General features: G+C 70.9%; 15 protein-coding genes. 8 read left to right on the top strand and 7 right to left on the bottom strand.

Annotated features, from left to right (window positions below):
* The first annotated feature begins 254 nt into the window (after window positions 1-254).
* Window positions 255-3,248 carry a bifunctional [glutamine synthetase] adenylyltransferase/[glutamine synthetase]-adenylyl-L-tyrosine phosphorylase gene (locus E5083_RS12140; protein WP_135785649.1) on the top strand — a complete coding sequence of 998 codons (2,994 nt, stop codon included), beginning with the start codon at window positions 255-257 and terminating at the stop codon, window positions 3,246-3,248.
* On the opposite strand, the gene E5083_RS12135 is transcribed toward E5083_RS12140, so the two are convergent.
* Window positions 3,236-4,117 (bottom strand): phosphatase PAP2 family protein, encoded by an 882-nt coding sequence (locus tag E5083_RS12135; RefSeq protein ID WP_135785648.1) that lies wholly within the window; start codon window positions 4,115-4,117, stop codon window positions 3,236-3,238. The genes E5083_RS12140 and E5083_RS12135 overlap by 13 nt on opposite strands.
* 99 nt (window positions 4,118-4,216) lie before the next feature.
* Window positions 4,217-5,251 carry a LacI family DNA-binding transcriptional regulator gene (locus E5083_RS12130; protein ID WP_135785647.1) on the bottom strand — a complete coding sequence of 345 codons (1,035 nt, stop codon included), beginning with the start codon at window positions 5,249-5,251 and terminating at the stop codon, window positions 4,217-4,219.
* A gap of 469 nt (window positions 5,252-5,720) precedes the next feature.
* Between E5083_RS12130 and E5083_RS12125 the strand changes: the two genes are divergently transcribed.
* From E5083_RS12125 to pulA, 6 genes are all read left to right on the top strand, one after another.
* A complete protein-coding gene (locus E5083_RS12125; RefSeq protein ID WP_135785646.1) occupies window positions 5,721-6,995 on the top strand; it encodes an extracellular solute-binding protein in 1,275 nt (424 codons plus the stop codon).
* A 104-nt stretch (window positions 6,996-7,099) separates the two neighbouring features.
* Complete coding sequence (locus E5083_RS12120) at window positions 7,100-8,104, top strand: carbohydrate ABC transporter permease (RefSeq protein ID WP_135785645.1); 1,005 nt, start codon at window positions 7,100-7,102, stop codon at window positions 8,102-8,104.
* A 19-nt stretch (window positions 8,105-8,123) separates the two neighbouring features.
* Complete coding sequence (locus tag E5083_RS12115) at window positions 8,124-9,044, top strand: sugar ABC transporter permease (protein ID WP_135785644.1); 921 nt, start codon at window positions 8,124-8,126, stop codon at window positions 9,042-9,044.
* A gap of 57 nt (window positions 9,045-9,101) precedes the next feature.
* Window positions 9,102-10,784 carry a glycoside hydrolase family 13 protein gene (locus E5083_RS12110; protein WP_135785643.1) on the top strand — a complete coding sequence of 561 codons (1,683 nt, stop codon included), beginning with the start codon at window positions 9,102-9,104 and terminating at the stop codon, window positions 10,782-10,784.
* 158 nt (window positions 10,785-10,942) lie between these two features.
* Window positions 10,943-12,319: an alpha-amylase gene (locus E5083_RS12105; protein WP_135785642.1), complete on the top strand. Its 1,377-nt coding sequence runs from the start codon at window positions 10,943-10,945 to the stop codon at window positions 12,317-12,319.
* Between the two features lie 180 nt (window positions 12,320-12,499).
* Entirely contained in the window at window positions 12,500-17,896 is a 5,397-nt protein-coding gene (pulA, locus tag E5083_RS12100; RefSeq protein ID WP_135785641.1) for a pullulanase-type alpha-1,6-glucosidase, read from the top strand.
* Between the two features lie 4 nt (window positions 17,897-17,900).
* Here pulA and E5083_RS12095 read toward each other — a convergent pair whose 3' ends face one another.
* From E5083_RS12095 to E5083_RS12075, 5 genes are all read right to left on the bottom strand, one after another.
* A complete protein-coding gene (locus tag E5083_RS12095; protein WP_135785640.1) occupies window positions 17,901-18,590 on the bottom strand; it encodes a TetR/AcrR family transcriptional regulator in 690 nt (229 codons plus the stop codon).
* Window positions 18,591-18,650: 60 nt separating this feature from the next.
* Window positions 18,651-19,715 carry a PDR/VanB family oxidoreductase gene (locus E5083_RS12090; protein ID WP_135785639.1) on the bottom strand — a complete coding sequence of 355 codons (1,065 nt, stop codon included), beginning with the start codon at window positions 19,713-19,715 and terminating at the stop codon, window positions 18,651-18,653.
* Entirely contained in the window at window positions 19,708-20,610 is a 903-nt protein-coding gene (locus E5083_RS12085) for a metal-dependent hydrolase (RefSeq protein ID WP_135785638.1), read from the bottom strand. The genes E5083_RS12090 and E5083_RS12085 overlap by 8 nt, the downstream gene beginning before the upstream one ends.
* Before the next feature lie 79 nt (window positions 20,611-20,689).
* Window positions 20,690-22,612 carry a hypothetical protein gene (locus tag E5083_RS12080; protein WP_135785637.1) on the bottom strand — a complete coding sequence of 641 codons (1,923 nt, stop codon included), beginning with the start codon at window positions 22,610-22,612 and terminating at the stop codon, window positions 20,690-20,692.
* Between the two features lie 61 nt (window positions 22,613-22,673).
* Window positions 22,674-23,180: a tetratricopeptide repeat protein gene (locus E5083_RS12075; RefSeq protein WP_135785636.1), complete on the bottom strand. Its 507-nt coding sequence runs from the start codon at window positions 23,178-23,180 to the stop codon at window positions 22,674-22,676.
* 124 nt (window positions 23,181-23,304) lie between these two features.
* Here E5083_RS12075 and E5083_RS12070 point away from each other — a divergent pair, with 124 nt between their 5' ends.
* Complete coding sequence (locus tag E5083_RS12070) at window positions 23,305-23,712, top strand: hypothetical protein (RefSeq protein WP_208754032.1); 408 nt, start codon at window positions 23,305-23,307, stop codon at window positions 23,710-23,712.
* Window positions 23,713-23,817: the final 105 nt, after the last annotated feature.

The raw sequence follows: 23,817 nt of genomic DNA, 5'->3' as shown, positions 1-23,817 counted from the left end.
GAACCCGAAACCGCGACGACCCGCCACCGCGCCGCACCCGCAAACGGCGGCAAGGGGACGTGTCGGGGGGTGTCCGCCCGCAGCGGCCGGCGAAAAGGCAAGTTGAACGCATCGTAGAAACGCAAGTCGCCGGACCGAGGACGGATACCCCCCGGCGCGGCCCCGACCCACGACGACGCGGGGGCGCGGCAACGACCGGAGGTCAGCGGCCCGGTTAGGCTCTGGCCAGGACCGATCCCGAGGGGAGGCCGCGGATGACGCCGGGGCGCAGGAGCAGTACGTTCACCAGACTGCTTCGGCACGGCTTCACGGACCCCTCAGGAGCGGAACGCCTGCTGGACAGCCCCGAGCTGGCCCCGGTGAAGGCGGACCCGGTCCTCCTGGAGGCGCTGGGCGCGACGGCGGACCCGGACCTGGCCCTGCGTGGCCTGGTGAGACTGCTGGAGGCCCAGCCGGCGCCGACGGACCACCGGGAACTCCTGGACACCCTGATCGCGGCGAAACCTCTACGCGACCGCCTCCTGGGCGTACTGGGCGCCTCAGCAGCGCTGGCGGACCACCTGACCCGCCACCCCCACGACTGGCAGGAACTGGTCACCTACGAACCAAGAGACCTGCACCCAGGAGTGACGGAGTTCGAACGCGGCCTGGCAGAAGCGACGGACCCGGTGGAACTAAGAGTGGCGTACCGCCGCTGCCTGCTCTCCATCGCCGCGAGGGACGTCTGCGGCACCACGGACGTAACCCAGACGGCAGCGGAACTCGCGGACCTGGCAACGGCAACCCTCCGCGCAGCCCTGGCCATGGCGGAAGCCGAAGCCCCCCAGGACGCCCAAGCCTGCCGCCTGGCAGTGATCGCCATGGGCAAGTGCGGCGGCCAAGAGCTGAACTACGTCTCCGACGTGGACGTGATCTTCGTAGCGGAGCCCACCCAGGGCACGGACGAAACCAAAGCACTCAGGTCGGCCACAAAGCTCGCCTCCCACATGATGCGCATCTGCTCGGAGACCACGATCGAGGGCTCGATCTGGCCGGTGGACGCGAACCTCCGCCCGGAGGGCCGCAACGGCCCCCTCGTGAGGACCCTGAGCAGCCACCTCGCCTACTACCAGCGCTGGGCGAAAACCTGGGAGTTCCAGGCCCTCCTGAAGGCCCGCCCGGTGGCAGGCGACAAGGAACTGGGCGAGGCATACACGGACGCCCTGACCCCGATGGTCTGGCAAGCGGCGGACCGCGAGAACTTCGTCCCGGACGTACAGAAGATGCGCCGCAGGGTGGTGGAGAACATCCCCCCGGCAGAGATCGACAGGGAACTGAAACTGGGCCCAGGCGGCCTGAGAGACGTCGAGTTCGCAGTCCAGTTGCTCCAGTTGGTCCACGGCCGCACGGACCAGACGCTGCGCAGCGGCACCACCCTGAAGGCCCTCCAAGCCCTGGCAAGCGGCGGCTACGTAGGCCGAGAAGACGCCGCCCGCCTGGACGAGGCATACCGCTTCCTCCGCGAACTGGAACACCGCATCCAACTGTTCCAACTCCGCCGCACCCACCTGGTCCCCGAAGCGGAAGAGGACCTCCGCCGCCTCGGCCGCTCGCTCGGCCTCCGCACGGACCCGGTAGCGGGCCTGCGCCGAGAATGGAAGCGCCACACAGGAGTAGTCCGCCGCCTGCACGAAAAGATCTTCTACCGCCCCCTCCTGGACGCCGTGGCCCAACTCGCCCCCGGCGAGACAAGGCTGAGCGCGGAAGCGGCAAGGGCACGCCTGGTGGCCCTCGGCTACGCCGACCCCGCGGCGGCCCTCCGCCACCTGGAAGCCCTCGCCTCCGGAGTGACCCGCAAGGCGGCCATCCAGCGCACCCTCCTCCCTGTCCTCCTCGGCTGGTTCGCGGACTCGGCGGACCCCGACGCCGGCCTCCTGAACTTCCGCAAGGTCTCGGACGCCCTGGGCAAGACCCCCTGGTACCTCCGCCTCCTCCGGGACGAGGGCGCGGCGGCGGAAAACCTGGCGAGGGTCCTCTCGGCAGGCCGCCTCGCCCCCGACCTCCTCCTCCGCGCCCCCGAAGCCGTGGCCCTCCTCGGCGACGGAGACGCGGGCGGCCTGGAACCACGAGGCAGGGCCCAGCTGGAACAGGAGATCACCGCGGCGGTGAACCGCGCGGAGAACGCGGAACAGGGCGTGACAGCCGCCCGAGGCGTGAGACGCCGAGAACTCTTCCGCACCGCCGCGGCGGACATCGTCGGCTCGTACGGCACGGAAACCACCCCGGCCGAACCCGACGAGGGCATCCTCCTGGACCGCACCGGCAGCGCGATCTCCGACCTCACCGCTGCCACCCTCGCCGGTACCCTCCGCGCGGTCGTCCGCGAGACCTGGGGCGACACCCTCCCCACCCGGTTCGCGATCATCGGCATGGGCAGGTTCGGCGGCCACGAACTCGGCTACGGCTCCGACGCGGACGTGCTGTTCGTGCACGAACCGAGGGAGGGCGTGGACGAGCACGAGGCCGCGAAGGCCGCCAACAAGGTGGTGGCCGAGATGCGCCGCCTGCTCCAGCTCCCCAGCGCCGACCCGCCCCTGCTGATCGACGCCGACCTGCGCCCGGAGGGCAAGTCCGGCCCGCTGGTCCGCACCCTGAAGTCGTACGAGGCGTACTACCGCAGATGGTCCCTGGGCTGGGAGTCGCAGGCGCTGCTGCGGGCGGAGCCGGTCGCGGGCGACGAGGACCTGGGCCGCCGCTTCATGGCGCTGATCGACCCCCTGCGCTACCCGGCCCGCGGCCTGGACGAGGACGCGGTACGCGAGATCCGCCGCCTGAAGGCCCGGATGGAGTCGGAGCGGCTGCCGCGCGGCGCCGACCCCAAGCTGCACACCAAGCTGGGCCCCGGCGGCCTGTCGGACGTGGAGTGGACGGTCCAACTGCTCCAGCTCCGGCACGCCTGGGAGGTGCCGGGTCTGCGCACCCCGAGGACGCGCGAGGCGCTGGCGGCGGCCCGCGAGGCCGGCCTGATCGGCGCGGAGGACGCGGCCGTGCTGGACGAGGCGTGGGTGCTGGCCAGCCGGGTCCGCAACGCCGTGATGCTGGTCCGGGGCAGGGCGGGCGACACCTTCCCCACCGAGTCCCGCGAACTGGCGGCGGTGGGCCGCTACCTGGGCTACGGCGAGGGCCGGGCCGGCGACATGCTGGACGCGTACCGCCGTACGGCCCGCCGGGCCCGGACGGTGGTGGACGAACTGTTCTACGCGGGCTGACCCGGCCCCTGAACCGCAGGCTGACCCGCCCCGGAACCCAGCACCGCCCTGGGCACCTGCGGCCACCCCCCGTACCAGAGCCGGGCCACGCCCACCCCGAAGGCGAGACACAACACCCCGCCCACCGCGTCCAGCCAGAAGTGGTTGGCGGTGGACACGATGACGAGCAGCGTCAGCGCCGGGTAGGCCAGCCCCAGCACCCGCGCCCACGGCACCGAGGCCAGCGCGAACACCGTCAGCCCGCACCACAGCGACCACCCGATGTGCATGGACGGCATCGCGGCGTACTGGTTGGACATGTGCTTGAGGTCGCCGGAGGCCATCGAGCCCCAGGTCTGGTGCACCATCACGGTGTCGATGAAGTGGCCGCCGCGCATCAGCCGGGGCGGGGCGAGCGGGAAGAGGTAGTACCCGGCGAGGGCCACGCCCGTGGTGGCGAACAGCACCAGCCTGATGGGGGCGTAGCGCTCGGGATGCCGGCGGTAGAGCCACACCAGCACCGCGATGGTGATCACGAAGTGCAGCGTGGCGTAGTAGTAGTTCATGCCGATGATCAGCCAACCCACCGAGTCGGCCGCGTGGTTGACGGTCGCCTCCACGGCGATGCCGAGATGGTGCTCCAGCCACCACACCGCGTCCGCGTTGCGCAGCGCCGCGTGCTTCTGCTCCGGGACGGCGTTGCGGATGAGCGAGTACGTCCAGTAACTCGCGCCGATCAGCAGGATCTCGAACCACAGCCGAGGGCGCCGGGGACGGCGGACCCGGTCGCGCAGGGCCCGCGCCCCGCCGGCGCCCCGGCCCGTGACGGTCCGCGGTACGGCCACCTCGTCGCGGTGGCCGTCCGGGCCTGTCACGGTCGAGTCACTCATAGCTACCAAGTCTGCCAGACAAGGGATGCTCGACAGATCATCCCAAGGCCGGTGCCCCCACGCATGTTCTGCGCGAAAACGCCTGGCAGGGGCGGGGGCTCAGCCCCGTGAACGCTCGCCCGGCGCCGAGGCGGTGGACCCGCGCACGACCAGCTCCGGCATGAAGACGAACTCGCTGTGCGGGGCGGGTGTGCCGCCGATCTCCTCCAGCAGCGTGCGCACCGCGGCCTGGCCCATGGCCGGGACCGGCTTGCGGACGGTGGTCAGCGGCGGGTCGGTGAACGCGATCAGCGGCGAGTCGTCGAAGCCGACCACCGACACGTCGCGGGGCACGTCGAGGCCGAGCTGCCGGGCGGCCCGTATCGCGCCGAGCGCCATCATGTCGCTGGCGCACACGACGGCCGTGCACTTCCGCTCGATGAGCGCGGTGGCCGCCGCCTGGCCGCCCTCCAGGGTGTACAGCGAGTGCTGCACCAGCTCCTCGGCGACCAGGTCCGCGCCCAGCCCGAGCTGGTCCTGCATCGCGCGGACGAAGCCCTCGATCTTGCGCTGCACCGGCACGAACCGCTTCGGCCCGAGCGCCAGCCCGATCCGGGTGTGGCCCAGCGACACCAGATGCGTGACCGCCAGGGTGGTCGCGGCCCGGTCGTCGGGGGAGATGAAAGGCGCCTGGACCTTCGGCGAGAACCCGTCCACCAGCACGAACGGCACGCCCTGGGCGCGCAGTCGCTCGTAGCGCTGCATGTCGGCGGTGGTGTCGGCGTGCAGCCCGGAGACGTAGATGATCCCGGCCACCCCCCGGTCCACCAGCATCTCGGTCAGCTCGTCCTCGGTGGAGCCGCCGGGGGTCTGGGTGGCCAGCACCGGGGTGTAGCCCTGCCCGGTCAGCGCCTGGCCGATGACCTGCGCCAGCGCCGGGAAGATCGGGTTCTCCAGCTCGGGGATGATCAGGCCCACCAGGCCCTCGCTGCGCTGGCGGAGCCGCACCGGACGCTCGTAGCCGAGCACGTCCAGCGCGGCCAGGACGGACTGGCGGGTGGTGGCGGCGACGCCCGGCTTCCCGTTGAGGACCCGGCTGACGGTCGCTTCGCTCACCCCCGCCTGCGCAGCGATGTCCGCAAGCCGTGTGGTCACGCCTGTGGACTGTACCGGCCGAACCGCGCCCGGCGCACCGGCGGGACGCCGTGCGCGGGCGGCCGAACGGCCCGCCGTGGATTGCCGCGTCATCGCGCTCCTTGCCCCTCGTGGCCCGTCATGGCCATGTCGTCGCTCGTGCCCGCCGGACGGTCCGCCCGGCGCACGGCCGCAAGGGGATGATCCCGGCGGCGGCCCCCCGCGGCAAGAGCTTGCAGAGTCTTGCACAAGTGTCCGTCAACCCGCCTACCGGCGGTAGACCAGTATTTCGACAAGGTCTGGCGCAGGTCACGACACGGTAACCCGGCCGTCTTCTTGCACTTTTTTTCTGCAAGGTCTTTCGCGGCGCTTACAACGCTGTTACGTTCCGAGTCGCCCGGCCGCGGCAATGGCGCAGTCGGCACGACGCGGGCGGCGGCAGACGGGGCCGCCCCTGCAATCTCGGGCTTTTCACCCTCAAGGAGAACTCATGCGGCGTGGCATAGCGGCCTCCGCGCTCGTGGCGTCCCTCGCCCTCACGGCGACGGCGTGCGGCGGGAGCGACGACGGCGACAGCAAGGCGGGGGGCCCGGTGACCCTCACCTGGTGGGACACCTCCAACGCCACCAATGAGGCGCCGACGTACAAGGCCCTGGTCGAGCAGTTCCAGGCCGCCAACAAGAACATCAAGGTCAAGTACGTCAACGTGCCCTTCGACCAGGCGCAGAACAAGTTCGACACCGCCGCCGGCTCCAAGGGCGCGCCGGACATCCTGCGGTCCGAGGTCGGCTGGACCCCGGCCTTCGCCAAGAAGGGCTTCTTCCTGCCGCTGGACGGCACCGACGCCCTGGCCGAGCAGGACAAGTTCGAGCCCAACCTGATCAAGCAGGCCCAGTACGAGGGCAAGACCTACGGCGTGCCGCTGGTCACCGACACCCTCGCGTTCGTCTACAACAAGGCCCTGTTCAAGCAGGCCGGCATCACCGAGGCCCCCAAGACCTGGGACGAGCTGAAGGCAGACGCCGCCAAGGTCAAGGACAAGGCGAAGGTCGACGGCTACTGGGGCTCCACCCAGGCGTACTACGCCCAGTGCTTCCTCTACGGCGAGGGCACCGACACCGTCGACGCCTCGGCCAAGAAGGTCACCGTCGCCTCCGCCCCGGCGAAGAAGGCGTACGGCACCTGGCAGAGCACGTTCTCCGGCAAGGGCCTGCACAAGGCGGACACCACCGCGGACGCCTACGCCCACATCCAGGACGCGTTCGTCAACGGCAAGGTCGCCTCGATCATCCAGGGCCCCTGGGAGATCACGAACTTCTACAAGGGCTCGGCCTTCAAGGACAAGTCCAACCTCGGCATCGCCACCGTCCCGGCCGGCTCGGCCGGCAAGGCGGGCGCCCCGACCGGCGGCCACAACCTCTCGGTCTACGCCGGCGCGGACAAGGCCCACCAGGACGCGGCCCTGAAGTTCGTGAAGTTCATGACCTCGGCGAAGTCCCAGGAGACCATCGCGCTGAAGAACTCCACGCTGCCGACCCGCGGCGACGCCTACACCTCCCAGGTCAAGGCCGACCCCGGCATCGCCGGCTACCAGGGCGTGCTCTCCGCCGCCCAGCCCCGCCCGGCGCTGCCGGAGTACAGCTCGCTGTGGGGCCCGCTGGACACCGAGCTGCCCAAGGTGGCCGGGGGCAAGGAGCCGCTGGACAAGGGCCTGAGCAACGCCGAGCTGGCCATCGCCAAGCTGGTGCCCGACTTCAGCAAGTGAGCCCGTGTGGCCGCCGGGTTCCCCCCGCCGTGGGGGATGGGGGGAACCCGGCGGCCACCGGCCTGTGACCAGCCCGCCCCCGAACTTGTAGAAGGTGTCGCACCATGACAGTCGCCATCGACCGCGCGACCGGCCGGCGCAGCGGTGAGCGGCCGCCCCGGCCCGGTCTCGGGCAGCGCCTGAAGAACGGCTACCAGAGGTACTGGTACGCGTACGCGATGATCGCGCCCGTGGTCGTCGTGCTCGGTGTCCTCGTGGGCTACCCGCTGGTGCGGGGCGTCTACCTGACCCTCACCGACGCCAACAGCCTCAACTCGGCGCGCACCATCGGCGTCAACCACATCGACGCCACCTACAAGTTCATCGGTCTGGACAACTACCAGGACATCCTCTTCGGCCCCACGGCCTACGACCGCTTCTGGTCGCACTTCCTGTGGACCGTGTTCTGGACCGTCGCCTGCGTCACCCTGCACTACGTCATCGGACTCGGCCTCGCGATGATGCTCGACCAGAAGCTGCGCGGGCGCACCGTCTACCGGCTGCTGCTGGTGCTGCCCTGGGCGGTGCCCACCTTCGTCACCGTCTTCTCCTGGCGGATCATGCTGGCCGACTCCGGCGTGCTCAACCAGGTCCTCGGTGCCCTCCACCTGCCCCAGCCGCAGTGGCTGGAGGACACCTTCTGGCAGCGGTTCGCCGCCATCATGGTCAACACCTGGTGCGGGGTGCCGTTCATGATGCTCTCGCTGCTCGGCGGGCTGCAGTCCATCGACTCCTCGCTGTACGAGGCCGCCGAGATGGACGGCGCGAGCGCCTGGCAGCGCTTTAGGCACGTCACTCTGCCCGGACTGCGCTCGGTCAGCTCCACCGTCGTCCTGCTCGGGGTGATCTGGACCTTCAACCAGTTCGCCATCATCTTCCTGCTGTTCGGCCCGACCGGCGCCCCGGACGCCCAGATCCTCGTCACCTGGGCCTACTTCCTCGGCTTCGGCCAGCAGCCGCGCGACTTCGCCCAGTCCGCCGCGTACGGCGTACTGCTGCTGTCGATCCTGACCGTGTTCACCTCCTTCTACTTCCGCTGGCTGAAGCGCAATGACCAGCTCGCCGTCTGACGCCGCAGGAGCCGCCGCCATGAGCACCACGACACCCCCCGAGACCGCACCGGGACCTGGCCTCACCGCCGCCGCGCCGGCCGCCGCCCGGCCCCGCGCGACCCGCCGGCGCGGCGAGCGCGGCCCGCTGGGCACCGTCCTGCTGCACGGCGGCCTGGTCCTGGCGAGCCTGATCGCGCTGGTCCCGGTGGCCTGGCTGTTCTTCCTGTCCCTCGGCCCGGAGAAGGACGACTACCTGCACCCGGGCCGCATCTTCGGCCGGATGGGCTTCGCCAACTACGCCTTCGTGCTCCAGCACACCGGCTTCTTCGACTGGTTCAAGTCGACGATGATCGTGGCGCTCGGCACCACCTTCATCGGCGTCTTCGTCGCCGCCACCACCGGCTACGCCGTCTCCCGGATGCGCTTCCCCGGCTACAAGCCGCTGATGTGGGTCCTGCTGCTCACCCAGGCGTTCCCGATCGCCATCCTCATCGTGCCGATGTACGAGATCTTCGGCGAGCTGGGCCTGATCGACACCTACTGGGCGCTGATCCTCATCAACTGCTCCACCGCCGTGCCGTACAGCGCGTGGCTGCTCAAGGGGTACTTCGACACCATCCCCTTCGAGATCGACGAGGCGGGCCGGGTGGACGGGCTCACCCCGTTCGGCACCTTCTTCCGGCTGATCCTGCCGCTGGCCCGGCCGGGCCTGGCCGTCGCCGCGTTCTACAACTTCATCACGGCGGTCGGCGAGGTCGCGTTCGCCACGACCTTCATGCTGGACGACTCCAAGTACACCTTCGCGGTCGGCCTGCAGACCTTCGTCAGCGAGCACGACGCGCAGTGGAACTACATGGCCGCGACCGCGGTACTGATAGCGATACCGGTGTCGGTGTTCTTCTACCTCGTGCAGAAGAACCTCGTCACCGGCCTCACCGCGGGCGGCACCAAGGGCTGACGCCCCGCCGCACCCACGCCCGACACGAACCGAACCTCGTCACGCACCAAGGACGCCATGAGCCAGCAGCATCTCGCAGCCCCGGCCGACGACACCGCCGTCGCCCCCGCCGCCCAGCACCGCGACTGGTGGCGCGGCGCGGTGATCTACCAGGTCTATCCGCGCAGCTTCGCCGACTCCAACGGCGACGGCATGGGCGACCTGGCCGGCGTGCGGGCCAGACTGCCCTACCTGCGCGACCTCGGCGTGGACGCCGTCTGGCTCAGCCCGTTCTACGCCTCCCCGCAGGCCGACGCCGGGTACGACGTGGCCGACTACCGTGCCGTCGACCCGATGTTCGGCAACCTGCTGGACGCCGACGCGCTGATCCGCGACGCCCACGAGCTGTCCCTGCGGATCATCGTGGACCTGGTCCCCAACCACTCCTCCGACCAGCACGAGTGGTTCAAGCGGGCGCTCGCGGAGGGGCCCGGCTCGCCGCTGCGCGAGCGGTACCACTTCCGCCCCGGCAAGGGCATGGACGGCGAACTCCCGCCCAACGACTGGGAGTCCATCTTCGGCGGCCCCGCCTGGACCCGGGTCACCGAGCCCGACGGCACGCTGGGGGAGTGGTACCTGCACCTCTTCGCGCCCGAGCAGCCCGACTTCAACTGGAACCACCCGGCGGTGGGCGACGAGTTCCGGTCCATCCTGCGGTTCTGGCTGGACATGGGCGTGGACGGCTTCCGCATCGACGTGGCCCACGGCCTGGTGAAGGCCGACGGCCTGCCCGACCTCGGCGCCCACGACCAGCTCAAGCTGCTGGGCAACGACGTGATGCCGTTCTTCGACCAGGAGGGCGTCCACGAGGTCTACCGGCAGTGGCGGACCGTGCTGGACGAGTACGCGGGCGAGCGAATTTTCGTCGCGGAGGCGTGGACGCCGACCATCGAGCGGACCGCCAATTACGTCCGCCCCGACGAGCTGCACCAGGCGTTCAACTTCCAGTACCTCGGCACCGACTGGGACGCAGAGCAGTTGCGCGAGGTCATCGACCGCACGCTCGCCGCGATGCGCCCGGTCGACGCCCCGGCCACCTGGGTGCTCTCCAACCACGACGTCACCCGGCACGCCACCCGCTTCGCCAACCCGCCCGGCCTCGGCACCCAGATCCGCACCGCCGGCGACCGCGCCCTCGGCCTGCGCCGGGCCCGCGCGGCCACCCTGCTGATGCTGGCGCTGCCCGGCTCCGCCTACCTCTACCAGGGCGAGGAACTGGGCCTGCCCGACGTGGTCGACCTGCCCGACGAGGTGCGCCAGGACCCCGCCTACTTCCGGGGCGCGGGCCAGGACGGCTTCCGCGACGGCTGCAGGGTGCCGATCCCGTGGACCCGCGAGGGCTCCTCGTACGGGTTCGGCGGCGGGGGGAGCTGGCTGCCGCAGCCGGCGGGCTGGGGTGAGCTGAGTGTGGAGGCGCAGACCGGCGTGGCCGGTTCGACGCTGGAGCTGTACCGGGCCGCGGTCGCCGCCCGGCGCGAACAGCCCACCCTCGGCGCGGGCACGGGCGTCGAGTGGCTGGCCGCCCCCGAGGGCGTACTCGCCTTCCGGCGCGGGGAGTTCAGCTGTGTCGCCAACACCACCGGGGCGCCGGTCACCGTCCCGGCGTACGGGCGGGTGCTGCTCGCCAGTGGGGAGATCACCGAGGGTGCCGCCGGGGCCGAGGTCCCGGCCGACACCACGGTCTGGTGGACCACGGCCTGACAGCCTCTCGCTGAAAGTTCTTGCATCAACTTCCCACGGCCCGCTGCCTTTTCAGGCAGCGGGCCTTTAACATCTGCGTCACCGCAAGTTTGCTGAAACATTTCAGCAAGGGCACCCAGTCCTGCGGCAACAGCCTTCAACGACGAAGGAACCCCCACATGGCACGCAGAACCCTCACCGTGGCGCTCGCCCTCGCGGCAGCGGCCTCGATTGGCATGTACCCGACTACTGCACAGGCGTCCCCGCCCGGCACCAAGGACGTCACCGCCGTCCTCTTCGAGTGGAACTTCGCCTCGGTGGCCCGCGAGTGCACCACCACCCTCGGCCCGGCCGGATACGGGTATGTGCAGGTCTCCCCGCCCGCCGAGCACATACAGGGCTCCCAGTGGTGGACCTCGTACCAGCCCGTCTCGTACAAGATCGCGGGCCGGCTCGGTGACCGGGCGGCCTTCAAGAGCATGGTCGACACGTGTCACTCGGCCGGCGTGAAGGTCGTCACCGACACGGTGATCAACCACATGTCCGCGGGCAGCGGTACCGGTACCGGCGGCTCGTCGTACACCAAGTACAACTACCCGGGCCTGTACTCCTCGCCCGACTTCGACGACTGCACCGCCCAGGTCAGCAACTACCAGGACCGCTACAACGTCCAGCACTGCGAACTGGTGGGCCTGGCCGACCTGGACACCGGCGAGGAGTACGTCCGCAAGACCATCGCCGGGTACCTGAACGACCTGCTCTCGCTGGGCGTCGACGGCTTCCGCATCGACGCGGCCAAGCACATCGACAAGGCCGACCTGGCCAACATCAAGTCCCGGCTGACCAACCCGTCCGTGTACTGGAAGCAGGAGGTCATCTACGGCGCGGGCGAGGCCGTCCAGCCCACCGAGTACACGGGCAACGGCGATGTCCAGGAGTTCCGCTACGCCTACGACCTCAAGCGGGTGTTCAACAACGAGAACCTCGCCTATCTGAAGAACTACGGTGAGGGCTGGGGGTACATGAGCAGCTCGGTCTCCGGGGTCTTCGTCGACAACCACGACACCGAGCGCAACGGCAGCACCCTCAACTACAAGGACGGCGCCAACTACACGCTGGCCAACGTCTTCATGCTGGCCTATCCGTACGGCGCCCCGGACATCAACTCCGGCTACGAGTGGTCGGACGCGGACGCCGGACCGCCCAACGGGGGCAAGGTCAACGCCTGTTGGCAGGACGGCTGGAAGTGCCAGCACGCCTGGCCGGAGATCAAATCCATGGTCGCCTTCCGCAACGCCACCCGCGGCCAGGCCCTCTCCAACTGGTGGGACAACGGCAACGACGCCATCGCCTTCGGGCGCGGCAACAAGGGGTTCGTGGCCATCAACCACGAGTCCTCGTCGCTCTCCCGCACCTATCAGACCTCGCTGGCGGCGGGCACGTACTGCAACGTGCAGAACAACACCACGGTGTCGGTGAACTCGAGCGGCCAGTTCACCGCGACCCTCGGCGCCAACACCGCGCTCGCGCTGTACGCGGGCAAGTCGAGCTGCTGACGCTCCCCTTGAGGTACCTCCCGGCGAACCGTCCGTCGTATACGGGCGGTTCGTCCCTCGTTCACCGCTGAAATTTCTTTCTTCATGTTTCACAAGTCTTGCTGCAAGGCTTTCGACGGCGGTACGGTCACGCCGCGTCCGGCAGCGAAGCCGTGCCGCAGGCCTTAGGAGTTTGTGCCCGTGAGACCGATCTGGCAGGCGCGCCGGTCGCGCCGCACCCCGTATGTCAGGAGAGCGGCGGCCGTGGCCGCGGTGGCCCTCGCCGCCACCCTGGTGTCGCCCCTGTCCGCCCGCGCCGACACCCCGCCCGCGCCGCCTTCCGACGCCCGCCTCGCCGCCGAGCCCGCCCGGCACGACGACACGCGGGAGCAGTTCTACTTCGTCATGCCGGATCGTTTCGCCAACGGCGACCGCTCCAACGACCGTGGCGGCCTTACCGGTTCGCGGCTGAGCACCGGCTACGACCCCACCGACAAGGGCTTCTACCAGGGCGGCGACCTCAAGGGCCTCACCCAGCGCCTGGACTACATCAAGGGCCTCGGCACGACCGCCATCTGGCTCGCCCCGATCTTCAAGAACCGTCCCGTGCAGGGCACCGGAGCCGACGCCTCGGCCGGCTACCACGGTTACTGGATCACCGATTTCACCCAGGTCGACCCGCACTTCGGCACCAACGCCGATCTGAAGGGCCTGATCGCCAAGGCGCACGCCAAGGGCATGAAGGTCTTCTTCGACGTCATCACCAACCACACCGCCGACGTGGTCGACTACCAGGAGAAGTCCTACGACTACCTCTCCAAGGGCGCCTTCCCGTACCTGACCAAGGACGGCCGTCCCTTCGACGACGCCGACTACGCGGACGGCCGGAAGAACTTCCCGGCCGTGGACGCCTCCTCGTTCCCGCGCACCCCCACCGTGCGCAGCCGCGACAAGGTCCCGGCCTGGCTCAACGACCCGGCGATGTACCACAACCGGGGCGACTCCACCTTCGCGGGCGAGTCCGCCGAGTACGGCGACTTCTCCGGCCTGGACGACCTGTGGACCGAACGTCCCGAGGTGGTCAGCGGCATGGAGAAGATCTACCAGCGCTGGGTCAAGGACTTCGCCGTCGACGGCTTCCGCATCGACACCGTCAAGCACGTGAACATGGACTTCTGGACCCAGTGGGCCACCGCGCTCGACAAGTACGCGGCCGAGCGCGGGCGGAAGAACTTCTTCATGTTCGGCGAGGTCTACTCCGCCGACACCTCGGTGACCTCCCCGTACGTCACTCAGGGCCGCCTGGACGCCACCCTCGACTTCCCCTTCCAGGACGCCGCCCGCGCCTACGCCTCCCAGGGCGGCAGCGCCAAGAAGCTCGCCGGGGTCTTCGGGGACGACTACAAGTACACGACCGACAAGGCCAATGCTTACGAGCAGGTCACCTTCCTCGGCAACCACGACATGGGCCGCATCGGCTCCTTCCTGAAGCAGGACGACCCGAAGGCGTCCGACGCGGAGATCCTGCGCAAGGACCGCCTCGCCAACCAGCTCATGTTCCTCAGCCGGGGCAACCCGGTCGTCTACTACGGCGACGAGCAGGGCTTCACCGGCGCCGGCGGCGACAAGGACGCCCGCCAGACCATGTTCGCCTCCAAGGTCGCCGACTACCTGGACGACGACGAGATCGGCACCACCCGCACCCACGCCAGCGACGCCTACGACACCAAGGCCCCGCTGTACCGGGACATCGCGGCGCTCGCGGGGCTCCGCAAGGCCAACCCGGCGCTGACGGACGGCGTGCAGACCGAGCGGTACGCGGCCGACGGCGCCGGTGTCTACGCCTTCACCCGCACCGACGCGCGCACCGGCGCCGAGTATGTCGTCGCCCTCAACAACGCCACCGAGGCCCAGCGCGCCACCTTCACCACCGGCTCGGCGGGCATGGCGTACCGGGGGATCTACGGCACCGAGCGGACCGTACGCACCGACGCCGGGCGCAGGCTCACCCTGACCGTCCCCGCCGGGACCGCCGTCGTCTACCGGGCCACCAAGCGCCCCGCCGCCCCCGCCACCAAGCCCACGCTCACCCTGACCGCCCCGGCCGCCGGAGCCACCGGCACGGTGGAGGTCGGCGCCGAGGTGAGCGGAGGCGGGCTGAACCGGGTCGTCTTCGCCGCGCAGGTCGGCAACGGGCCCTGGAAGACGCTGGGTTCGGCGGACCACGCCCCGTACAAGGTCACCCAGGCCCTCGGCAAGGACGTACCCGCCGGGACCGCGCTGCGGTACAAGGCCGTGGTGATCGACTCGACCGGCCGCACCGCGAGCGCCCTGGCTGCCTCGACCACCGGCATCGCGCCGACCCCCGAGCCGCCCGCCGCCGCCTCCCGTGACTACGCGGTGGTGCACTACCAGCGGGCCGACGGCGACTACGCGAACTGGGGCCTGTACGCCTGGGGCGACCTCGCGGACGGCGAGGCCACCGAGTGGCCGGCCAGCCACCCCTTCACCGGCCGCGACGCCTACGGCGCCTTCGCCTACGTCAAGCTCAAGCCGGGCGCCTCGAACGTCGGCTTCCTGGTCATCGACAAGGACGGGAACAAGGACGTCTCCGCCGACCGGAGCATCGACGTCACGAAGACAGGTGAGGTCTGGCTGGAGCAGGGCAAGCCCGAGGTGCTGACCGAGCGCCCCGACTACCCGGCCCAGGACCAGGGCAAGGCCGTCCTCCACTACCACCGCGCCGACGGGAACTACGACGGCTGGGGCCTGCACACCTGGACCGGCGCCGCGAACCCCACCGACTGGTCGAAGCCCCTGACGCCGGTGAAGACTGACGCCTATGGCGCGGTCTACGAGGTACCGCTCACCGAGGGTGCCACCAGTCTCAGCTACATCCTCCACAAGGGCGACGAGAAGGACCTGCCCACCGACCAGTCCCTCGACCTCAAGGCCGACGGCCACGAGGTGTGGCTGTTGAGCGGCCAGGAGAAGTACCTGCTCCCGCAGCCGAAGGGCAGCGCGGCCGCGCTCGACCTGACCACCGCCAAGGCGGTCTGGATCGACCGGGACACCCTCGCCTGGAACGGCGCCGAGGGCGCTGCCTCCACTCAGCTCCTGTACTCCCGCGACGGCTCGATCACCGTCAAGGACGGTGCCCTGACCAGCGACGACGAGCGCTGGCTGCGGCTGGAGAAGGGCACGCTCACCGACGCCCAGAAGGCGAAGTTCCCGCACCTGAAGGACTACACCGCCTGGACCGTCGACCCCCGCGACCGCGACCGGGTGCGCGAGGCCCTCACCGGCCAGTTGGTCGCCTCCCAGCGCGCGGCCAACGGCGCGGTGCTCGCCGCGACCGGGGTGCAGATCGCCGGGGTGCTGGACGACGTGTACGCGAGCGCCACCAAGAGCGGCCTCGGTCCGGTCTTCCAGGGCGGGAAGCCCACCCTCTCCGTCTGGGCGCCCACGGCCCAGAGCGTCTCGCTGGAGCTGGACGGCTCCCTGACGCCCATGCGCCGCGACGACACCACCGGCGTCTGGTCCGTCACCGGCCCCGCGTCCTGGAAGGGCAAGCCCTACCGGTACGTGGTCAAGGTGTGGGCGCCCAGCGTCGGCAAGCTCGTCACGAACTCGGTCACCGACCCCTACTCGGTCGCCCTGGCCGCCGACTCGAAGCGCAGCCTCGTCGTCGACCTCGCGGACCGCTCGCTGGCCCCCGAGGGCTGGGCCGGGCTCACCAAGCCCAAGGCGGTGCCGCTCAGGGACGCGCAGATCCAGGAGCTGCACATCCGGGACTTCTCGGTGGCCGACAAGACCGTCCCGGCGGGGGACCAGGGCACCTACCTGGCCTTCACCGACAAGGACAGCGACGGCTCGAAGCACCTGCGCGAGCTGGCCGAGGCGGGCACCTCCTACGTGCACCTGCTGCCCGCGTTCGACATCGCCACCATCCCCGAGAAGAAGGCCGACCAGGCCACCCCGGACTGCGACCTGGCCTCCTTCCCGGCCGACTCCGCCAAGCAGCAGGAGTGCGTGGCGAAGACCGCCGCCAAGGACGCCTACAACTGGGGGTACGACCCGTTCCACTACACGGTCCCCGAGGGCTCGTACGCCACCGACCCCGACGGCACCGCGCGCACCGTGCAGTTCCGGAAGATGGTCCAGTCGCTCAACCAGGACGGGCTGCGGGTCGTCATGGACGTGGTCTACAACCACACGGCGGCCAGCGGGCAGGCGGACACCTCGGTGCTCGACCGGATCGTGCCGGGCTACTACCAGCGGCTCCTCGCGGACGGCAGCGTGGCGAACTCCACCTGCTGTGCCAACACCGCCACCGAGAACGCCATGATGGGCAAGCTCGTCGTGGACTCGATCGTCACCTGGGCCAAGCAGTACAAGGTCGACGGCTTCCGCTTCGACCTCATGGGCCACCACCCCAAGGCCAACATCCTGGCCGTCCGCAAGGCGCTGGACGCGCTGACGGTCGCCAAGGACGGTGTCGACGGCAAGAAGATCATCCTCTACGGCGAGGGCTGGAACTTCGGCGAGGTCGCCGACGACGCCCGCTTCGTCCAGGCCACGCAGAAGAACATGGCCGGCACCGGCATCGCCACCTTCTCCGACCGGGCCCGGGACGCCGTGCGCGGCGGCGGACCCTTCGATACGGACCCCGGCGTCCAGGGCTTCGCCTCCGGCCTGTACACCGACCCCAACTCCTCGACGGCCAACGGCACTCCGGACGAGCAGAAGGCCCGGCTGCTGCACTACCAGGACCTCATCAAGGTCGGCCTCACCGGCAACCTCGCCGGATACCGGTTCACCGACACCGACGGCAAGGACGTCACCGGAGCCGGGGTCGACTACAACGGCTCACCCGCCGGATACGCGGCTGCCCCTGGCGACGCCCTCGCCTACGCGGACGCCCACGACAACGAGTCGCTGTTCGACGCCCTCACCTTCAAACTGCCCGCCGGGACCAGCGCGTCCGACCGGGCCAGGATGCAGGTGCTGGCGATGGCCACGGCCGCGCTCTCCCAGGGGCCGGCCCTGTCCCAGGCGGGCACCGACCTGCTGCGCTCCAAGTCGCTGGACCGCAACTCCTTCGACAGCGGCGACTGGTTCAACGCCATCCACTGGAACTGCGCCGACGGCAACGGCTTCGGACGCGGGCTGCCCCCGGCGGCCGACAACGAGTCCAAGTGGCCGTACGCCAAGCCCCTGTTGAGCACGGTCAAGGTCGGCTGCCCGCAGATCACCGGCGCCTCGGCCGCCTACCGCGACCTGCTCCGCATCCGCACCGGCGAGGACGCCTTCTCCCTCGCCACCACCGCCCAGGTGCAGGACCGCCTCTCCTTCCCGCTCTCCGGCAAGGACGAGACCCCCGGCGTGATCACCATGCGCCTCGGCGACCTGGTCGTGGTCTTCAACGCCACGCCCGAGCAGCAGGAGCAGCGGGTGTCCGCCCTCGCGGGCACGGACTACCACCTGCACCCCGCCCAGGCGTCCGGCGCCGATGAGGTGGTCAAGTCGGCCTCGTACACGGCAGGTTCGGGCACCTTCACGGTCCCGGCACGAACGGTGGCGGTGTTCACCCGGTAACGGGTCAGGACGCCAGGGAGATCAGCCGGGCGGCGAGTTCCGCGAAGGGACCGTCGCCCGGCTCGTTCTGTACGAACGTCCGGACTACGGCGGCCATTTCGGGGTCGTACGCGGCGCTCACCGCGGCCAGGGCGCCGAAGTCGTGCACGAGCTGGCGTTCCAGCTCCTCGCGCGGCACCCGGCGGCCCTCCAGCCAGATCAGCGCCGTCGACTCCACCAGCGAGATCCAGGAGCGCACCACCAGCTCCAGCCGGGCGGGCGCCTCGGTGATCCCCAGGTGGGACAGGATCTGCTCGTAGGACGCCTGGCGTACCGAGTCGACGAGGGCGTTGGTGGCGGAGGAGCCGACGGCCGGGCCACCCCGCATCAGGGCGGAGAAGCCCGGCCCGTGCTCGTCCACGAAGTCGAAGAAGCGGCCCATCACCCGGAGCAGCCGGGCGCCGAGCGGGCCCTCGTGGGGCTCCTCGAAGCGGCCCGCCAGATCCTCCGCCGCCCGCGTCAGCGCGGCCTCGTACAGACTCATCTTGCCGGGGAAGTAGTGGTAGACCAGCGGGCGGGAGATGCCCGCGGCCGACGCTATCTCGTCGATCGAGACCTCGTCGGGCGAGCGCCGGCTGAACAGGTCGAGCGCGACCTTGATCAACTGCTGCCGCCGCTCCTCGACGCCCATCCTGCGGCGAACCCCGGTACCCATGGGTTCAACCTTACCGACCGGCAACGACACTTGGACGATCCGGTTCCGCCCGGCCGGCGCTCACATGTCCAGCACCAGCCGCTCACCGCGGGCGCGGGAGACGCAGATCAGCATCGAGTCGTCGCGCTCCCCGTCCGTCAGCAGCTCGTCCCGGTGATCCACCTCGCCCTCCAGCACCCGCTGTTGGCAGGTCCCGCAGAAACCCTGCTCGCAGGAGTAGAGGGTGTCCGGTAGCTCCCGGCGCACCGCCGCCAGCACGGTGGAGTCGGCCGGGACGGTCAACGTCCGCCCGCTGCGCCGCAGTTCCACCTCGAACGCGGTGTCCTCGCCGCCCGCCGTACGCGGGGCGAACCGCTCCAGGTGCAGCGCGGTCCCCTCGGGCAGCGCCGCCTCCACCGCCGCCATCAGCCCCTCCGGGCCACAGCAGTACACGACCGCGCCCTCGGGCAGCCCGGTCAGCAGCGCGGTGAGGTCGGGGCGCCCGTCCTCGTCCTCGGCCACCACCGTGCACCCGTCCCCGACCAGCGCCGCCGCCTCCTTCAGGAACGGCATCGAGGCCCGCGTACGCCCGCAGTACAGCAGCCGTACGTCCACGTCCTCCGACAGGGCCCGCAGCATCGGCAGCACCGGGGTGATCCCGATGCCGCCGGCCACGAACACGTAGGCGGGCGCCTCCACCAGCGGGAAGCGGTTGCGCGGACCGCGCACCTCCAGTTCCAGGCCCTCGGTGAGCTGCTCGTGCACCTCACGCGAGCCGCCCCGGCCGTCCTCGACCAGCCGCGCGGCCACCTCGTACACCGAGGAGTTGGCCGGGTCCCCGCACAGCGAGTACTGGCGGACCAGACCCGAGGGCAGCACCAGGTCCAGATGCGCGCCCGGCTCCCAGGCGGGCAGGTCGCTGCCCTCCAGGCGGAGGCGCACCACGCCGTCCGCGATCCGCTCGTGCCCGGTCAGCAGCAGCCGCAGCGCCCGCGTACGGGGGCGCCCGGAGATGGGCGGGTCCAGCGTGGGCATCGGCCACAGCGGGGAGTCCTTGACCCGGCGGCGCAGCGCGCGCCGGGTCAGCAGTCCGGCGCCCACCAGGAGCGCGGCGGCGGCGACGGACCGGGTGGTCTGCTCAGGCATCGTGCTCCGCCTTCTCCGCGGCCAGCGCCGCCGGGGACGAGGCCAGGTAGGCCACCGCCTGCGCGGTCGAGCCCTCCTGGGACGGGTGGTAGGCCCGGCTGAGGTAGCGCGGGATGGACTTCAGCAGCGCGCCCGTCGCGGGCAGCGTGCCCCGGCGGCCGCTTCGGTAGAACTCCCGGAACGACGCCCTGCCGTCGACCAGTGTCGGGTCGTGCTCCATGAAGAAGCGGGCCCCGCGCTGCCACAGGAACATCAGCGCCGCGAAGGCCAGCGCCCAGGTGCGCACCCGGCGCCGGTAGTCGCCGTCCACGTGCACGAAGAGGTCGAAGGCGACCGAGCGGTGCTCGACCTCCTCGGCGCCGTGCCAGCGCAGCAGGTCCAGCATGGTCGGATCGGCGCCCCGCCGGTCCAGCTCGGCCGCGTTCAGCACCCAGTCGCCGAGGAACGCCGTGTAGTGCTCGATCGCCGCGATCAGCGCGATCCGCTCCAGCAGCCACCAGCGCCGCGCCCGGCCCGGCGGCAGCGTACGGTCCCCGAGCAGCTTCTCGAAGAACCAGTCGACCTGCGCGGTGTACGGCGTCGGGTCGAGCCCCTGCTCGCGCAGATGCGGCAGCACCTCGTCATGGGCCTGGGAGTGCATCGCCTCCTGGCCGATGAACCCGATGACGTCCTCCCGCAGTTGATCGTCCTTGATCAGCGGCAGCGCCTGCTTGTACACGTGGACGAACCACCGCTCACCGGCGGGCAGCAGCAGATGCAGCACATTGATGGTGTGCGTGGTGAAGGGGTCGCCCGGCACCCAGTGCAGCGGGGTGTCCTCCCAGGCGAAGGACACCTTGCGCGCCTTCAGCGGGATGCGCTCGGCCTGCACCGGCCGGGCCTGCTTGTTAGACATGGCGTCAATGTACTGACGGGTACCGCGCCTGAGAACCCCCGTGCACGACCTTGTTGGGCAAACTGTCAGCAGCGCCCGGTCAGTGCAGCCCGCTGATCTTCCGGCCGCCCTCCAGCGTGCCCGCCAACTGCGCCTGCGCGCCCTTCTCGGCCTTGGCCACCAGCAACTGGCCCTGCCCGGACGCGGTCACCCCGCCCGAGGACCGGATCGAGGTCACGTCCCGGCTGCCCGCCGCCAGCAGATACCAGTGGCCGCCGCTGGACTTCCACAGCACCCCGGCCAGCACGTGCGGATCGCGCGGCCCGCACGCCGTGGTGTCGGTGCCCTTGGCCACCACCGCCCCGGCCGGGCCGCCCGGCGTGCGGAACTGGGCCAGCGCGGCCGTGCCGTCACCGCGCCAGGTCTCGGCCCGCGTGCACACCCATTGCCCGGCGCCGCTCGCGTCCGGCAGCGGCTGCTCGGCGAACGCCCACGCGTTCACCCCGCGCACCCCGGCCGCCCGCTCCGCCGCCAGCGAGCAGGCGAACGGCGCCCAGGCGCGCAGCCCTTCGGCCCCGGTCGCCTCACTGGTCGCGCCCGGCCGGCCCGCGGTGAGATGGGCCGGCACCAATTCGCCCAGGTCGGTGGAGAGTTGAGTGCCCGAGTCGTCCGTGAGCTGGAGCACGGTCCAGGAGGTGCAGTCGCCCGCCCGCAGCGCCGGGCTGGCCAGCGGGGAGGTGACCCCGTCGGTCAGGGTGAGCGCGGTCGGCTGCGACTCCGGCTTGGTCAGGTCCCGCCCGGCCGCCTTCTTCACCCAAGGGGCGGTCAGATAGCGGACGTTGCCGTCGGAGCGGCCGAGCACCAGCGCGCTCGCCTCGGCGCCGGTCGCGCCGTCCACCCGGGCGAAGTCGAGGGCCGCGCCCTCGGTGCCGTCCCTCGGCTCGGCGTAGCGGGCGATGCGCAGACCGTCGTAGAGGATCACCACGCGGGCCGCGTCCACGTCGCCCGCGTACAGGAGTTGGGGCGGTCCGGCGGGGCCGCCGGTGAAGGTGCCGGGCGTGGCCGAGACGCGGACCGTGGCGCCGGGGCGGGCCCAGACCGCCAGCGCCCGGCGCAGCAGGCCGTCGTCGCCGGTGAGCGGGCCGCGCGCGGGCCAGACGGAGAAGTCGGTACGCGCCGAGGTCTTCCATGCGGCCGGGGTCACCCGCTGCACCTTGGCGGGGTCGAGCGCGGCCACCGCGGCCGGGTTCTCCGCGTAGGCGGGGGCGGCCGCGCCGTCCGGGCCCCAGCCGCCGCCGGGCAGCGCGACCAGTACGCAGGCCACCGCGAGCGCGGCGGCCGCGGCCACCGCCGCCTTGGTGTGCTGGCGGCGGCGCATCAGATCGGTGGGCCGGGCCTGCAGCGAGCAGGCGTCGAACTCGGGGGAGGCGAGCAGCGCGTACTGCGCGGGCACCCCGTTCGCCCCGGCCAGCGCGGACTCGGTACGGGTGACGCCGGCGGCCTTGAGGATCTTGCGCACGTCGTCGTCCGCCAGCCCCTCCAGGCCGCGCAGGACGTAGGCGGCGCGGGCCGGGCCGGTCAGGGCCGACAGCCGTTGGTCCAGGGCGAGTTCGTCGGCACCACCGGAACGCGGGAAGAGCCTCAGACCCCACACCTGGGGGAGCGGGGCCGGGAGTTGGGACAGCTTGGGGAGTCCCTTGCGCGGCTCGGACGCCTCCAGCGCGCTGCGCAGCACCCGGAGCCGGACGAAGTCGTAACCGGGGTCGCCGTCCCGGCCCGTCGACTGGGCCGGGATCAGGGCGCGCTGCTTGCGGCCGCGCGGGAGGGCCCGCTGAGCGAGGGCATGTGCGGTCAGGACCCGGCGCCCCCGGCCGAGAGTGGGCGGGAGCACCAGGTAGGCGAGCCGGACCAGCCGGGGATAGTGCTCGACGAGCGCGGCCTCGGCCCGGCCGACGTCGACGGCCGGGTCCTGGTTCCGGGAGGAGGCGGGTGCGTGACGCTGGGCTACATCCTGTGACTGCACATCGGGGAGAACGAGCGAGACGGCCGTAGGTCACCGCCGCACGGGTGATGTGCGGCCCGGATCACGCCGGTTCGGTCAGCAGACGGGCGTAGTTGGCCATCGACCGCTGGTAGCGCGGGAGATGGGGGGCCAGCGCGCCGAGCACCAGCGAGAGTCCCTCGCGGTCGCGGCCCAGGCTGGACAGGCACAGCGCCAGACAGGCCCGTACCGCGTCGTTCAACTCGTCCGAATGCGCGTCGAGTTCGGGCGTGAGCAGGGCCACACCCTCCTCCGCGTGGCCGGTGTTGCGGAGCGAGCTGGCGAGCTGGATCTTCGTCCGGCGGGCCTTGTACGGGTTCGCCTCCGTCAGGCCGTTGTCCAGGGCCGCGCGGTACAGCCCGACCGCGTCGGCCGAGTGGCCGGTGGAGTCGAAGGCGCAGGCCCGCTCGAACAGGCCCAGCGGATGGTTCTCGGGCAACTCGTCGGCCAGCTTGTCGATCACGGCACGGAAGCCCGCCGCGTCGTCCTCGGGCCAGGTGTCCAAGGCGGCCCAGGCGGCCGCCACGCGCTCTTCCCAGTCTCGGTCCATCGGACCACTCTGGCAGGCACCGGGCGTACCGATCAAGGGATTTGAGCATGTCCGGCCTCGCAGCCGTACCCGTTGCGAGGGCTCGAGTGCGGGATGCTGGAGCCCACCAGGACCGGAGGAACGGATGAGGATGACCAGCGCGGTGCTCGTGGGCGCCGTGGTGCTGACGCTGGCGGGCTGCGGCGCGGACCGGGACGACACCGCGAAGATACCGGCCACCGCGACCGGCAGCCTGGAGAGCCTGGCCGCCGAGGTGAAGTGCCGCCCGGACATGCAGACCGACGCCGACGAGATCCGCCAGGCGCTGTGCAAGAACGCCGACGGGAAGTTCGTCCTGGCCACCTTCGCCACCGACCGGGGCCAGCGCGAGTGGATCAACGACGCGAAGGACTACGGCGGTCACTACCTCGTCGGCCGCAAGTGGGTCGCGGTGGGCGACGACGGCGTGGTCAACGCGCTGCGCGGCACGCTCGGCGGCGACGTCGAGGTGGGCACCGACCACAGCGGGCACGGGGCGAAGCACTCCGGCTGACGCGGTACGCACACGGCGAAGGCCGGTGCCGGGGAGTTTCCCGGCACCGGCCTTCTGTTCGTGATCCCCCAAGGAGGGGGGTCTTCAGAGGATCACGAGTTCTGG

The sequence above is a fragment of the Streptomyces bauhiniae genome (genome assembly GCF_004784475.1).
Classification (GTDB): domain Bacteria; phylum Actinomycetota; class Actinomycetes; order Streptomycetales; family Streptomycetaceae; genus Streptomyces; species Streptomyces seoulensis.
Note: the sequence above shows the minus strand (reverse complement) of the source record. Positions and strands in the feature narration are given on the sequence as shown.

What these genes read in the sequence shown, in the direction of transcription:
- E5083_RS12140 (WP_135785649.1), top strand. Translation starts at nt 255, where the DNA reads ATGACGCCGGGGCGCAGGAGCAGTACGTTCACCAGACTGCTTCGGCAC.
- E5083_RS12135 (WP_135785648.1), bottom strand. Translation starts at nt 4,117, where the DNA reads ATGAGTGACTCGACCGTGACAGGCCCGGACGGCCACCGCGACGAGGTG.
- E5083_RS12125 (WP_135785646.1), top strand. Translation starts at nt 5,721, where the DNA reads ATGCGGCGTGGCATAGCGGCCTCCGCGCTCGTGGCGTCCCTCGCCCTC.
- E5083_RS12120 (WP_135785645.1), top strand. Translation starts at nt 7,100, where the DNA reads ATGACAGTCGCCATCGACCGCGCGACCGGCCGGCGCAGCGGTGAGCGG.
- E5083_RS12115 (WP_135785644.1), top strand. Translation starts at nt 8,124, where the DNA reads ATGAGCACCACGACACCCCCCGAGACCGCACCGGGACCTGGCCTCACC.
- E5083_RS12110 (WP_135785643.1), top strand. Translation starts at nt 9,102, where the DNA reads ATGAGCCAGCAGCATCTCGCAGCCCCGGCCGACGACACCGCCGTCGCC.
- E5083_RS12105 (WP_135785642.1), top strand. Translation starts at nt 10,943, where the DNA reads ATGGCACGCAGAACCCTCACCGTGGCGCTCGCCCTCGCGGCAGCGGCC.
- E5083_RS12095 (WP_135785640.1), bottom strand. Translation starts at nt 18,590, where the DNA reads ATGGGTACCGGGGTTCGCCGCAGGATGGGCGTCGAGGAGCGGCGGCAG.
- E5083_RS12090 (WP_135785639.1), bottom strand. Translation starts at nt 19,715, where the DNA reads ATGCCTGAGCAGACCACCCGGTCCGTCGCCGCCGCCGCGCTCCTGGTG.
- E5083_RS12085 (WP_135785638.1), bottom strand. Translation starts at nt 20,610, where the DNA reads ATGTCTAACAAGCAGGCCCGGCCGGTGCAGGCCGAGCGCATCCCGCTG.
- E5083_RS12075 (WP_135785636.1), bottom strand. Translation starts at nt 23,180, where the DNA reads ATGGACCGAGACTGGGAAGAGCGCGTGGCGGCCGCCTGGGCCGCCTTG.
- E5083_RS12070 (WP_208754032.1), top strand. Translation starts at nt 23,305, where the DNA reads ATGAGGATGACCAGCGCGGTGCTCGTGGGCGCCGTGGTGCTGACGCTG.